This window comes from Microbacterium flavescens, assembly GCF_018588945.1.
Lineage (GTDB): Bacteria > Actinomycetota > Actinomycetes > Actinomycetales > Microbacteriaceae > Microbacterium > Microbacterium flavescens.
Genome location: NZ_JAFIWA010000003.1, coordinates 393,729 through 406,642, shown reverse-complemented (window position 1 = coordinate 406,642; position 12,914 = coordinate 393,729). Strand labels below are relative to the sequence as shown.

Genomic DNA, 12,914 nt, shown 5'->3' with positions numbered 1-12,914 from the left:
CCCGCTGTGGCAACAGCGGGGCCGCCGCGCGTAGGAGGGCCCGACCCGACGCGGCGTGAGAAGCGCATGTCGCTCGGGCAGCACCTGGTGGAGCTCCGCCGGCGCCTGATGTGGGCCGCCCTCGCCCTGGTCGTGGGCATGGTGGTGGCGTTCTTCATCACCGACCCCGTCATCTACCTCATCACCGATCCGATCCGCGTCGTCGCGGAGACGCAGGGCGAGGAGGGCAGGGTCGAGTTCATGTACCAGACCATCACCGGCCCGTTCGACATGCGGCTTCGGATCGCGTTCGCGATCGGCATCCTGATCTCTGCGCCGGTGTGGATCTGGCAGATCTGGGCGTTCATCATGCCCGGGCTCACCCGCAAGGAGGTCCGCTACACGGTCGGCTTCATGGCGGCGGCGATCCCGCTGTTCTTCGCGGGCTGCTACGTGGGGCTGCTGATCATGCCGCATGTGGTGGAGCTCATGGCGACCTTCGTGCCGCAGGGCGGCGCACAGTTCTACGACGCGCTGTTCTACTACGACTTCGTCTTCAAGCTGCTCGTGGTCGTCGGCGTCTCCTTCATCCTCCCGGTGTTCCTCGTGGCGATGAACCTCGCGGGCGTCATGTCCGGCCGCGCCATTCTGAAGGGCTGGCGCGTCGCCGTGCTCATCTCGGTCATCTTCGCCGCCCTCGCGACGCCGGCCGCCGACGTGGTGAGCATGCTCATGCTCGCCGGCATCCTCGTGGTGCTCTTCTTCGCCGCCGCGGGGCTGTCCCTGCTGTTCGATCGCCGCAAGGCCAAGCGCGACGCGGAGTACCTTCCGCCCGAGGCCGCGGTATGACCGGCCCCGGTCCGTCCGAGCGTTACGCCCGAGCGCAGGCGGCCGCCGCACTCGACCGGAGTCATCCGATCACGGCCGCGTTCGCGGCATCCCAGCGCTTCACTCTCGACGACTTCCAGATCGCCGGATGCCGCGCCCTGGAGGAGGGCCGCAGCGTCCTGGTCGCTGCACCGACCGGGGCGGGCAAGACCATCGTCGGCGAGTTCGCGGTGCATCTCGCGATGCGCGAGCCGGCCGTCGGCGGATACGGCGACAAGGCGTTCTACACGACGCCCATCAAGGCGCTCTCGAACCAGAAGTTCCGTGAGCTGCAGGACGTGTACGGCCCCGACGAGGTGGGCCTGCTCACGGGAGACACGAACATCAACGGCAGCGCACGGATCGTCGTCATGACGACCGAGGTCCTCCGCAACATGCTCTACGCGGATTCTCCCGCGCTGCGCGGCCTCCGGTATGTCGTGATGGACGAGGTGCACTACCTCGCCGATCGCTTCCGCGGCGCGGTGTGGGAGGAGATCATCATCCACCTGCCGCCGAGCGTCAAGCTGATCTCGCTGTCGGCGACCGTCTCCAACGCCGAGGAGTTCGGCGACTGGCTCGACACCGTCCGCGGCGACACCGAGGTCATCGTGTCCGAGACGCGGCCGGTGCCCCTGGAGCAGCATGTGCTCGTGCGGGGCGATCTGCTGCCGCTGTTCGACGACCGCGCCGGTATCGCCACCGCCCAGGTGAACCAGGAGCTCATGCGCATCCGGTCGTTCAAGGGTGCGAATTACGAGCGCAACCACCGCGTGCAGGCTGCGAACAGTTCCCGGCAAGCTGGGTACGAGGCATCCCGACGCCGACCGAACCGCGGTGGGAAGCGCCCGGTGCGGTCCGCCAACGTGCAGCGCATCGAGCGCCTCGACCGGCCGGACGTCGTCGAGCTGCTGGCGCGCGCCAACCTGCTGCCGGCGATCTTCTTCATCTTCAGCCGCGTCGGCTGCGACGCCGCGGTGCAGCAGGTGCGCCGCGCGGGCGTGCGACTGACCTCGCAGGAGGAGCGCAGCGAGATCCGCGCGATCGTCGAGGAGCGCACGCGGAGCCTCCACGACGAGGACCTCGCCGTGCTCGGCTACTGGGAGTGGCTCGACAACCTCGAGCGGGGAGTGGCCTCGCACCACGCCGGTCTGCTGCCCGCGTTCAAGGAGGTGGTCGAGGACCTCTTCCAGCGCAAGCTCGTGAAGGTCGTCTTCGCGACCGAGACGCTCGCCCTCGGCATCAACATGCCGGCACGCACGGTCGTGCTCGAGAAGCTCGAGAAGTTCAACGGCGAAGCCCGCGTCGCGATCACGTCGGGGGAGTACACCCAGCTCACCGGTCGTGCGGGCCGGCGCGGCATCGACGTCGAGGGGCACGCGGTCATCCAGTGGACCGAGGGGCTCGACCCGCAGGCTGTGGCCGCGCTGGCTTCGCGGCGCACCTATCCGCTCAACTCCAGCTTCCGGCCGACGTACAACATGGCCGTCAACCTCATCGACCAGTTCGGCCGAGCGCGCGCCCGCGAGATCCTCGAGTCCTCGTTCGCGCAGTTCCAGGCGGACCGTGCTGTGGTCGGGCTCGCTCGCCAGGTGCGCGAGCAGGAGGAGTCGCTCGCCGGCTACGAGCAGGCGATGACGTGCGACCGCGGCGACTTCGCCGAGTATTCGTCCATTCGGCGCGAGCTCAGCGACCTCGAGAAGCTGAACCGGAAGGACGCCGGCGCCTCGCGGCGCACGCGCGATGAGCGCCAGCGCCAGATCACGAGCCTGCGCAAGCGGATGCAGCGCCACGCGTGCCACCAGTGCCCCGACCGCGAGAAGCACGCCCGCTGGGCGGAGCGCTACTGGAAGCTCCGGCGGACGGTCGACAAGATCCGCCAGCAGATCGACACCCGCACGGGCACGGTGGCCCGGATCTTCGACCGCGTGGTCGACGTGCTCGACGAACTCGACTACGTCCGCATCGACGACGACGGCGTGACCACGCTCACGCCCTCCGGCCGCACGATGCGCCGGATCTACGGCGAGCGCGACCTCCTGGTCGCCGAGTCGCTGCGGCGCGGCCTGTGGAAGGACCTGGACGCCCCGTCGCTCGCCGCGCTCGCCTGCTGTCTCGTGTACGAGCCGCGGCGCGACGACGCCGGGCCGGGCGAGCGCGGCCTGCCGCGCGGGCCGTTCCGCACCGCGTTCACCGAGACCCTCGACCTGTGGCAGCGGCTCGACGACCTCGAGCGCGAGCATCGGCTGCCCGGATCCGAGCCCGTCGCTGCCGGACTCGCCCAGGCGATGCACTCGTGGGCCCGCGGAGCCATGCTGGACCGCGTGCTGAGCGAGGCCGACATGGCGGCCGGCGACTTCGTGCGCTGGTCGAAGCAGACCATCGACCTCCTCGACCAGCTGTCGATCGTTGCCGACGCTCCGCTCGCATCGACCGCACGCAAGGCGCTGGAGTCGGTCCGCCGCGGGATCGTCGCCTACTCGGCCGTCTGACAGCGGCCGTCCAGTTCCCGCCGCTTAGGGTATTCACGTGCCTCTCGCCGCCGCGCCGCGCCCGCTCCTGCCCCTCTGGGCCGCCGTCGTCGCGTCCGTCGCCGCAGGTGCGATCCTCGACCTCGCCTACCCGTCCGTCGGCTGGTGGCCGCTCGCCTTCGTCGGCGTCGGCCTCTCGCTCGTCGCGCTCATCGGGCGCTCGGTGTGGGGTGCGCTGCTCGTCGGATTCGTGTTCGGCGCCACGTTCTACCTGATCCACATCATGTGGATCACGCGCTATCTCGGCATCGTCCCGTGGTTCGCCCTCGCCGGCATCGAGACGGTGTTCATGGCGGTCGGGTCGATCCTGCTGACACTGGCGTATCGCTGGATGCCGCGGCTCCTCCCGTCGCGATGGGCGTCGCTCATCGCCCTGCCACTGCTCGTGGGCGGGCTGTGGACGGCCCGTGAGCTGTTCATGGGCTCCTGGCCCTACACCGGCTTCCCGTGGGCCAGGATCGGCATGAGCCAGTCCGAGAGCCCGCTCGCGCACATCGCCTCGTGGACGGGCGTCGCCGGCCTCACGTTCCTCATGGTGGCGTTCACCGCAGCGGCCATCGAGTGGGGCCGCGCCGCGCGGCTCCGCGACGTCCGCACCGCGCTCCCGGCGATCGGCCTGGCCGCGCTGCTCGTCCTGGTGCCCGCCTTCCCGACTACTTCCGCCGGCACGCTCCGGGTGGGCAGCGCCCAGGGCAACGGACCGTCCGGCTACTTCGACCCCCGTGACCGCAACGATGTGCTCAACGCGCAGCTCGAGGCATCCGCTCCGCTCCTCGACGAGGATCTGGACGTGCTGCTCTGGCCGGAGGGCGGCATCGACTCCGATCCGACGACGAACGAGAGCACGGCGCGCACCCTCGATGCGCTCTCGGAGCGGATCGACGCGCCGCTCATCGTCAACGCGGCGACCACGCGGGGCGACGACATGTTCAACACCTCCATGCTGTGGAAGAGCGGGGAGGGCGTGGTCCAGTACCACGACAAGTCGAACCCGGTCCCGATGGGGGAGTACGTGCCGGATCGCTGGTTCTACGAGAGCCTCGCGCCCGACCTGATCGGACTGATCCAGCGCGAGTACACGCCCGGCACCAACGCGCCGCTCCTCGACCTGGACGGGATCGGCGTGGGGCTCGCGATCTGCTTCGACGTCATCTACGACGAGGTGATCTGGGCGGGGGCGCAGGACGGCGCCGAGCTCTACATGTTCCAGACGAACAACGCCGACTTCCGCGACACCGACGAGAATCTGCAGCAGCTGGCGTTCGCACGCATGCGCGCCATCGAGACCGGACGCTCGGTCGTGAACCTGTCGACCGTCGGAACCAGCCAGGTCATCGCCCCGGACGGCACGACCATCGACGGGCTGCCGGCGGGGGAGGCCGGCCACATGCTGAACGACGTACCGCTGCGAACCGGGCTCACGCCCGCGGTGATCGCCGGCGCGTGGGTGCAGGCGCTGCTCGGCTGGGGGAGCCTGATCGCACTCATCGCCCTCGGCGCCGCGGTGAGCGTCGTCGGCCGCCGGGACGCGAGAACGCCGGCTCCCATGGGAACCGGCGTCGCGCAGGCGGCTGACTGAGCGTCAGGCGCTGATCTTGTCGAGGGTGACGTCCTCACCGGCGCCGCGGCGGGCGCGGACGTAGGCGAGGCGCTCCTCCAGGAGCTCTTCGAGCTCGGGAAGGGTGCGGCGCTCGAGGAGCATGTCCCAGTGCGAGCGCGGGATCTTGTCACCCGAGTGGTCGACCGTCGCGGTGCCCTCGCCGACGCGCAGAAGCGCCTCCGCACCACAGGTGCGGCACTCCCACGCCGGGGGAACCTCGGCGTCGGCCGCGAAAGTCAGTGTCGTGTCTCGTCCGCAGGACGTACACGTGTAGATGTGCTGTGCACGTTCATGGAACACGACGCCCTCTTCGCTCTGTAGGCTCTGGGCGCCGAGTCGGATGCCGCGCAAACTGCGGTCTGCCATTTTGTGGTCCTCTCGTCGCTGTATAGGTATAACCAAGCGACCTGGGGGGATCATCCGAAAGGGGCTTGCGCGAGCGCCTTTCACAGTGGATGCACAGCGGGGGAGTGCTGGTTCGGGCGCCGCCGCGCGCGACCCGGTCAGGCGAGCGTGCGCAGCGCCACGTCGGCCCGATCCGTGACGACGCCGTCGACCCCGGCGCCCACGAGCCTGCGCATGTCGTCGGGCTCGTTGACGGTCCACACGTGCACCTCCACGCCGTGCCGGTGGGCCGCGCTGATCAGCCTCGGCGTGAGGACCCGCAGGCGCCCTTGCCGCTCGGGGATCTGCAGCGCGTCGACGCCGTCGAGCGCGCGCCGTACGAGGCGGTCCGACCTCACGGCGAGGGCGGCGAGAAGGCGGCCGATCGTCGCAGACCCGGCCGACGTCGCGGGACGGATGCCCCGTGCCGCCGCTTCGGCCGCCGCCAGAGCGGTGCGCCGTCGCTGGTCGGAGAAGCTGGTGAGCAGGACGCGCTCCCCGTGCGGCGCGACCAGACGACCGACGGGCACAGCGGCAGCCTCGGCCTTCACGTCCAGGTTGAACCTGAGGGTCGGGAAGGTCTCCAGCGCCTGCGCCAGAGTGATCAGTCCGCCGCGGTCCGCCATCTGCTCGCCGAGTTCCGTCGAGGTGATCGCCGAGACCAGACGTGCATCGCCCGTCACGCGGGAGAGGTCGTCGTCATGGAACAGCACCACCACTCCGTCGGAGGTCACGTGGCAGTCGGACTCGACGTATTCGGCGCCCGCCGAGTGTGCACCGGCGACGGCGGCGAAGGAGTTCTCCACGACGCCGTGCGCGGCATCCTCCGCGGCCACCAGCCCCCGGTGCGCGAGGACCCGCGGGGTGCGGGCGCCCTCGAACCAGGGATGCGTCACGGAACGGGAGGCTCGACGCCCTGCCGCGGCCGGGGCGCGTCGCTCGTTGCGCCGGCGGCGCCGCCGAGGAACGAGCCGCTCAGGCCCTTGAGCGCCTCGGTGAACTCGCTCGGGATGATCCAGAGCTTGCTCGATGCGCTGTCGGCGATCTTGGGCAGCGTCTGCAGGTACTGGTAGGCGAGCAGCTTGTCGTCGGGGTTTCCGATGTGGATGGCGTCGAAGACGGTCTGGATCGCCTCCGCCTCACCCTGCGCCCGCAGCACCGCGGCCTGCTTGTCGCCCTCGGCCTTGAGGATCTCGGCCTGGCGCTGACCCTCGGCCGTGAGGATCGCGGACTGCTTGGTGCCCTCGGCGGTGAGGATGAGGGCGCGGCGGTCGCGCTCCGCGCGCATCTGCTTCTCCATCGAGTCCTGGATGCTGTGCGGCGGGTCGATCGCCTTCAGTTCGACGCGTCCGACCCGGATGCCCCACTTGCCCGTCGCCTCGTCGAGGACGAGGCGCAGCTGGCCGTTGATGTTGTCGCGGCTGGTCAGCGCCTCTTCGAGGTTGAGACCGCCGACGACGTTTCGCAGAGTGGTCGTGGTGAGCTGCTCGACGGCACCCAGGTAGTTGGCGATCTCGTACGTCGCGGCGCGGGCGTCGGTGACCTGGAAGTACACGACCGTGTCGATGGAGACGACGAGGTTGTCCTCGGTGATGACGGGCTGCGGCGGGAACGACACGACCTGCTCGCGCATGTCGATGAGCGGCCGGAGCCGGTCGACGAACGGCACCAGGAGGTTGAGGCCCGGGCTGAGCGTCTTGTGGTAGCGGCCGAGGCGCTCGACGATTCCGGCACTGGCCTGCGGGATGATCCGGATCGAGCGGACGAGCACGACCAGCACGAAGATGAAGACCGCGATCGCGAGGAGCCAGGCGACCGTGGTGGGGATCAGGTTGTCGAGGTCGCTCATGCGCGGGGGTCCTCCGTGGGGAATGCGGTCGGGGCGTCGGAGCGAACGACGGCGGTGGCGCCGTCGATGCGGGTGACGTGGATGGGGGTGCCCGGCTCGAGCTCGCCGGCGTCGGAGCGGGCGGTCCACACGTCGCCGTTGGCGAGCTTGACCTGGCCGCCGTGCCTGCTCACCGTCGCGAGCACGCGACCGTGAAGGTCGATGAGCGCGTCGACGTTCGACTTCGTGGGATCCTCGCCGCGGCGGAGGCGGCGCAGCAGGGGCGGACGGAGGAACAGGACGAGCACCGCGGCCACGACGCCGGCGACGATCACCTGCAGCCAGATCGGCGCACCCAGCAGGCCCGAGCCGAGGCCCGCGAGACCGCCGATGCTCAGCATCAGGAAGGTGAAATCGAGCGTCAGCATCTCGATCACCAGGAAGGCCAGGATCAGCACCAGCCACCCGATCCAGGCCCAGTCTTCGATCGTCTGGATGAGCTCCACGATGTGCCTCCTTGAGCTTCGAACCTACCAGGTAGGGTCGAGGGCGTGACTGAGACATCCCCCACGCTTCCTGCCGGTTCGCTGAGCGGCAAGACCGCACTCGTGACCGGCTCTTCGCGCGGTATCGGAGCCGACACCGTGCGCTATCTCGCCGAGGCGGGCGCGAACGTCGTCATCAATTACCGCAACAAGGCTCCGCGCGCCGAGAAGCTCGCCACCGAGCTGCGCGCGCTCGGCGTCGAGGTGCTCGTGGTCGGCGCAGACCTCACCGATCCGGAATCGGTTCAGGCGATGTTCGACGAGGTCGCCCGCGCATTCGGCGGCCTCGACATCCTCGTGCTCAACGCCTCCGGCGGCATGGAGTCGGGGATGGCCGAGGACTACGCCCTGCAGCTCAACCGCGACGCGCAGGTGCGCGTGCTCGAGACGGCCATGCCCCTCCTCGGGGAGGGATCGCGCGTGGTGTTCGTGACGAGCCACCAGGCCCACTTCATCCGCACCACCGCCACCATGCCGGAGTACGAGCCGGTGGCGCTCTCGAAGCGCGCCGGCGAGGACGCGCTGCGCGACCGCATCCCGGCGCTGGCCGAGCGGGGCATCGAGTTCGTCGTCGTGTCCGGCGACATGATCGAAGGCACGATCACCGCGACCCTGCTGGAGCGCGCGAACCCGGGGGCCATCGCCGCCCGCCGTGACGACGCCGGCAAGCTTTACAACGTGTCGGAGTTCGCCGCCGAGGTGGCCTCCGCCGCCCTCGACCCCGTCCCGGCGGACAACACCCGCCTCGTGGGCGACACGAGCTCCTTCGCGGGGGAGTGACGCGTGCGCGCACACGACATCGACACGCTCGTCTCGGTCGGTCGGCCCGTCATCGCGCCCGACGGCTCCTTCGCCGTGTTCGCCGCATCGCGGCCCGACCTCGAAGCCAACCGCGCCGTCGGACAGCTCTGGCGCGTCGAGCTGCCCGACAGCACCCCGCGCCGGCTGACGCGCGGCACCGCCGACTCCTCGCCCCGGCTGTCGCCCGACGGGCGGACGCTCGGCTTCGTGCGCGCCGACGGCAAGGGCAAGGCCCAGGTCTGGGTCGTCGCGGCGGCCGGCGGCGAGCCGGTGCAGGCGACCGACGCCACTCTGGGTGTCGAGGGCTTCGCGTGGTCACCCGATGGACGCACGCTGGCCTTCGCTGCACGGGTTCCCGAGAAGGGCCGTTACGGCAGTGTGGAGGGGTTGGATGCCTCGGCCGAGGCTCCGCGCCACATCACCGGCATCCGCTGGCACGCCAACGGCCTCGGGTATATCGGCGACCGCCCGTCGCACGTCTTCGTCGTGGCCGCTCCGGCGACCGACTCCGAGCCCTTCTACGAGCCGGCGCCGGCTGTGCACGACGACGACGCGACGCCGCCGAAGAAGCAGACGGTCGCAGCAGAGGCGCGTCAGCTGACGGAGGGCACCGCGTCGCACGGCGGCGTGGTCTTCTCAGCCGACGGCACCGAGGTGCTGACCGCTGTCGACGAGATCGAGCCTGCCCGGCGCGACCTGCGCACGCGCGTGGTCGCCGTCGCGGTCGACGGATCTGGGCAGCGAGAGGTGCTCGGGGTCGACGCGGGTCTGTCGCTGTACGGCCTCGAGGTGGCCGGTGACGGCGCCGTCGCGCTGCTCGGCCACGAGGTCGGTGCGGACGGGATCGACTTCATCGCTCCCGGCGTGGGGCTGTGGATCCTCGAGGGCGGTGGTCCCCGGCGCCTGACGGACGCCGAGTCGATCGATCTCGGCGAGGTCGGCAGCCACATCACGCCGGTCGGCGACGACTTCCTCGTGCAGGACCGCACCCGCGGGCGGGTCCGGCTGCTGCGCGTGTCCCGCGCGGGCGAGCTGGTCGAGGTGCTCGGCGGCGACGTCGAGGTGGCGGGTCATGACGCCGCGGGCGACCGCATCGTCGCCGCCGTCGCCCGGCCCGACTCCTATGGCGAGCTGGTGCTCGTCGAGGACGGGACCGATCGCACCCTGACGGCATTCGGGGCGCGGGCCGCGGCATCCGGAATCATCGCTCCTCGCGAGTTCACGATCGACGGCCGCGACGGATACCCGGTGCACGGGTGGGTCGCCGTCCCCGAGGGCGACGGCCCGTTCCCTGTGATCCTGCAGATCCACGGCGGGCCGTACGCGTCGTACGGCGTCCACCTGTTCGATGAGACGCAGGTGCTGGTCGACGCGGGCTACGCCGTCGTCTACAGCAACCCGCGGGGCTCGGCAGGCTACGGTCGCGCGCACGGGCGCAGCATCCGCCAGGCCATGGGCACGGTCGACTACGCCGACGTCATCGACTTCCTCGACGGCGCGATCGCGTCCGACACGCGTCTGGACGGCGACCGCGTCGGCGTCATGGGCGGTTCGTACGGCGGCTACCTCACGGCGTGGGTGATCGCGCACGACCACCGGTTCGCCGGGGCCATCGTCGAGCGCGGATTCCTCGATCCCGTGTCCTTCCAGGGCACGAGCGACATCGGCACCTTCTTCGGCGACGAGTACGTCGGCATCGACCCCGAGTCGATCGCGCGGCAGAGTCCGATGGCGGTGGTCGACCAGGTCACCACGCCGACCCTCGTCATCCACTCGGAGCTCGATTTCCGCTGCCCCCTCGAGCAGGCCACCCGGTACTACGCGGCGCTCAAGCGGTCCGGCACCGAGGCGGAGATGCTCGTCTTCCCCGGCGAGAACCACGAGCTCACGCGCTCGGGCCAGCCGCGCCACCGCGTGCAGCGGTTCGACGCGGTGCTCGACTGGTGGGCGCGCCACCTTCCGGTCGGCTGAACGCCGGCGACACGAGGAAGGGCCCCGGGATGCTCCCGGGGCCCTTCTCCGTGCGAGTCGCGACTCAGAGGTCGTTCTTGCCGAACGTGAAGGCGCGGACGACGTTGATGATGCCGAGCACGATGAGTGCGATGCCGAGCAGCCACCACAGGATGGCGGCGCCCCACAGCGGCGAGAAGAGCAGCACGATACCGGCGATGATGCTGATGACCGCGAAGATGATCGACCAGACCTTCGACCGGGCGTCACCGAGGGTCGACAGTGCGACGATGCCCTCGATGATCCACATGATGCCGACGAGGATGCCGATGAAGACGGCCAGCCAGGCCGTCGTCTGGCCGAGGTTCATCAGCGCGACGACACCCGCGATGATGAAGAGGACGCCGAGTGCGATGTGTCCGATCCGCGCCCAGCCTCCCTTGCTCTTGGAGAAGATGCCGAGACCCGCGTAGACGAGTCCGGCGGCGATCGCGTAGATGGCGATGATCGCGGCGACGACCATGGCGGTCTTGCCCGGCCACGCCAGGATGAGGATGCCGACGATGACCGCGAGCACGCCGCCGATGCCGAGCGCGGTGCGGATGCCGTTGACGGCCGACTTCTCGGCCGCGGATGCTGTGGACATGCGAGTGCCCTTTCTGGGAGTTTGCTGTTAACCTGCGGTCAGAGCTTAGACCCGAGGTCGAAGATCGCCGTCATGAACACTCCGTGTCGCGGACTCGGCCGTGTACGCGAAAGCCGGCCAGGCCTCGCGCGCTGAAGGTCCCTCGTAATACGGTGAGCGTGCGCGCAGTCCGACACGAAGGGCAGACCATGGCCGTTTTCTCCAGGGGTTTCGGTGCACGGCGTCGGGAGAGCGACCCGAACCTTCCACCGGGGCAGTACCTGACCGAGGACTTCCCAGTGCTCTCCGCCGGTCCGACACCGCGCGTCGACACCGCGGAATGGTCGTTCGACGTGCGGAACGAATCGGGTGACCTCGTCTCCTGGACGTGGGACGAGTTCTGGGACCTGCCGATCGAGGACGTCTCGACGGACATCCACTGCGTGACGAGGTGGTCGAAGCTCGGGACGTCGTGGCGCGGGGTGTCGCTGGACACGGTGTTCGAGCACGTCGATACCGACGCTGCCTTCGCGATGGCGCACTCGTACGGCGGGTACACGACGAACATCCCGCTGGAGGACCTGCTCGGCGGACGGTCGTGGGTGGCCTTCGAATTCGACGGCGCACCGCTCGATCCTGAGCACGGCGGACCCGCGCGGCTGCTCGTGCCGCACCTGTACTTCTGGAAGAGCGCGAAGTGGGTGCGCGGCCTCACGCTCATGGATCGCGACGAGCCCGGATTCTGGGAGCAGAACGGCTACAACATGCACGGGGATCCCTGGACCGAGGAGCGGTATTGGTGATCGTCGGCGGCTGGCGGCCCGCCCGGGTCACGGCGGTCGAGCAGGCGACGCCGAGCGCCCGTGTGCTTCGGCTTGCCGTGGAGGACTGGCCCGGCAGCGACGCCGGCCAGCACGTCGACATCCGGCTCACCGCCGAGGACGGCTACCAGGCCGAGCGCTCGTACTCGCTCGGCTCGTACGGCGCAGGCCCCGACATCGAGCTCGCGGTCGATGAGATCCCCGAGGGCGAGGTCTCGCCGTACCTCGTCCGCGACGTGCTCCCCGGTGACGAGCTCGAGGTGAAGGGGCCGCTCGGCGGCTACTTCGTCTGGCGCGCCGGGGGAGAGGGGCCGGTGCAGCTCATCGCGGGCGGTTCGGGGATCGTGCCGCTGATGGCGATGGCGCGAGCGGCTCGGGATGCCTCGGCCGCGGCATCCTTCCGCCTTCTGTACTCCGTCCGACGCGCGCAGGACGCGATCTATCGTGATGAGCTGGCGCGGTCGGCGGCCGACGGGGGAGTGCCGGTGTCGTGGGCGTACACCCGCGGAGCGCCGGAAGGATGGACCGGCCGCGTCGGGCGGCTGGACGATGCGGCGATCCGCGAAGCCGTGTGGCCGGCGGGGCAGCAGCCGACGGTGTTCGTCTGCGGACCGACCGGCTTCGTCGAGCACGTCGCCGACGCTCTGGTGCGACTCGGCCACCCGGCTGCGAAGGTCAAGACCGAACGATTCGGGGGTGCATGATGCGCGCGGAGAACGCGACGTCGACGGTGGACGGCAACGCCCTGGCCGGAATGATGGGCGACCTGCTGGCGGGGGAGATCACCGTGATGACGGCGGTGTGCGGCGGATGCGGAGCCGCGGGGCCGCTGGCGGAGACGGTCGTGGAGCTCGACGACACGGCGGGCATCGTGCGCTGCCGGTCGTGCACGCACACGCTGTTCACCGTGCTGCGCGGCGACGGGCGCACCCGGGTGGTCATCGGGATGCTGCGGGAGCTCTCCGACGGGTGAGGCAGGCGTC

The 12,914-nt window shown here is 70.1% G+C and carries 13 protein-coding genes; 8 read left to right on the top strand and 5 right to left on the bottom strand.

The window, feature by feature from the left end:
• Positions 1-66: 66 nt before the first annotated feature.
• Genes tatC through lnt form a run of 3 tightly spaced genes read left to right on the top strand, consistent with a single transcriptional unit; the run spans position 67 to position 4,956 of the window.
• Positions 67-828 (top strand): twin-arginine translocase subunit TatC, encoded by a 762-nt coding sequence (gene tatC, locus JX005_RS08850; protein ID WP_214467110.1) that lies wholly within the window; start codon positions 67-69, stop codon positions 826-828.
• Positions 825-3,338 carry a DEAD/DEAH box helicase gene (locus JX005_RS08845; RefSeq protein ID WP_214467109.1) on the top strand — a complete coding sequence of 838 codons (2,514 nt, stop codon included), beginning with the start codon at positions 825-827 and terminating at the stop codon, positions 3,336-3,338. The genes tatC and JX005_RS08845 overlap by 4 nt, the downstream gene beginning before the upstream one ends.
• Positions 3,339-3,375: 37 nt before the next feature.
• Positions 3,376-4,956, top strand: a complete 1,581-nt coding sequence (gene lnt, locus JX005_RS08840) for an apolipoprotein N-acyltransferase (protein WP_214467108.1) — start codon at positions 3,376-3,378, stop codon at positions 4,954-4,956.
• Positions 4,957-4,959: 3 nt separating this feature from the next.
• Here lnt and JX005_RS08835 read toward each other — a convergent pair whose 3' ends face one another.
• The 4 genes from JX005_RS08835 to JX005_RS08820 all read right to left on the bottom strand — a co-directional run bounded on the left by JX005_RS08835 (position 4,960) and on the right by JX005_RS08820 (position 7,695).
• Positions 4,960-5,343 (bottom strand): RNA polymerase-binding protein RbpA, encoded by a 384-nt coding sequence (locus JX005_RS08835; RefSeq protein WP_214467107.1) that lies wholly within the window; start codon positions 5,341-5,343, stop codon positions 4,960-4,962.
• 137 nt (positions 5,344-5,480) lie between these two features.
• Positions 5,481-6,257: a glycerophosphodiester phosphodiesterase family protein gene (locus JX005_RS08830; RefSeq protein WP_214467106.1), complete on the bottom strand. Its 777-nt coding sequence runs from the start codon at positions 6,255-6,257 to the stop codon at positions 5,481-5,483.
• On the bottom strand, positions 6,254-7,210 hold the full coding sequence (locus JX005_RS08825; protein ID WP_214467105.1) for an SPFH domain-containing protein: 957 nt from the start codon (positions 7,208-7,210) through the stop codon (positions 6,254-6,256). The genes JX005_RS08830 and JX005_RS08825 overlap by 4 nt, the downstream gene beginning before the upstream one ends.
• Positions 7,207-7,695: an NfeD family protein gene (locus JX005_RS08820; protein WP_214467104.1), complete on the bottom strand. Its 489-nt coding sequence runs from the start codon at positions 7,693-7,695 to the stop codon at positions 7,207-7,209. Before JX005_RS08820 ends, JX005_RS08825 begins: the two co-directional genes overlap by 4 nt.
• A gap of 45 nt (positions 7,696-7,740) precedes the next feature.
• Here JX005_RS08820 and JX005_RS08815 point away from each other — a divergent pair, with 45 nt between their 5' ends.
• Positions 7,741-8,514 carry an SDR family oxidoreductase gene (locus JX005_RS08815; protein WP_214467103.1) on the top strand — a complete coding sequence of 258 codons (774 nt, stop codon included), beginning with the start codon at positions 7,741-7,743 and terminating at the stop codon, positions 8,512-8,514.
• 3 nt (positions 8,515-8,517) lie between these two features.
• A complete protein-coding gene (locus tag JX005_RS08810; protein ID WP_214467102.1) occupies positions 8,518-10,506 on the top strand; it encodes a S9 family peptidase in 1,989 nt (662 codons plus the stop codon).
• A 64-nt stretch (positions 10,507-10,570) separates the two neighbouring features.
• Here JX005_RS08810 and JX005_RS08805 read toward each other — a convergent pair whose 3' ends face one another.
• A complete protein-coding gene (locus JX005_RS08805) occupies positions 10,571-11,131 on the bottom strand; it encodes an HdeD family acid-resistance protein (RefSeq protein WP_214467101.1) in 561 nt (186 codons plus the stop codon).
• 188 nt (positions 11,132-11,319) lie between these two features.
• On the opposite strand from JX005_RS08805, the gene JX005_RS08800 reads away from it, so the two are divergent.
• The 3 genes from JX005_RS08800 to JX005_RS08790 are packed head-to-tail and all read left to right on the top strand — an operon-like array spanning position 11,320 to position 12,904.
• On the top strand, positions 11,320-11,913 hold the full coding sequence (locus tag JX005_RS08800; protein ID WP_214467100.1) for a sulfite oxidase-like oxidoreductase: 594 nt from the start codon (positions 11,320-11,322) through the stop codon (positions 11,911-11,913).
• A complete protein-coding gene (locus tag JX005_RS08795) occupies positions 11,910-12,635 on the top strand; it encodes an FAD-binding oxidoreductase (RefSeq protein ID WP_214467173.1) in 726 nt (241 codons plus the stop codon). Before JX005_RS08800 ends, JX005_RS08795 begins: the two co-directional genes overlap by 4 nt.
• A complete protein-coding gene (locus JX005_RS08790) occupies positions 12,632-12,904 on the top strand; it encodes a DUF6510 family protein (protein ID WP_246533703.1) in 273 nt (90 codons plus the stop codon). The genes JX005_RS08795 and JX005_RS08790 overlap by 4 nt, the downstream gene beginning before the upstream one ends.
• The last annotated feature ends 10 nt before the right edge of the window (positions 12,905-12,914 follow it).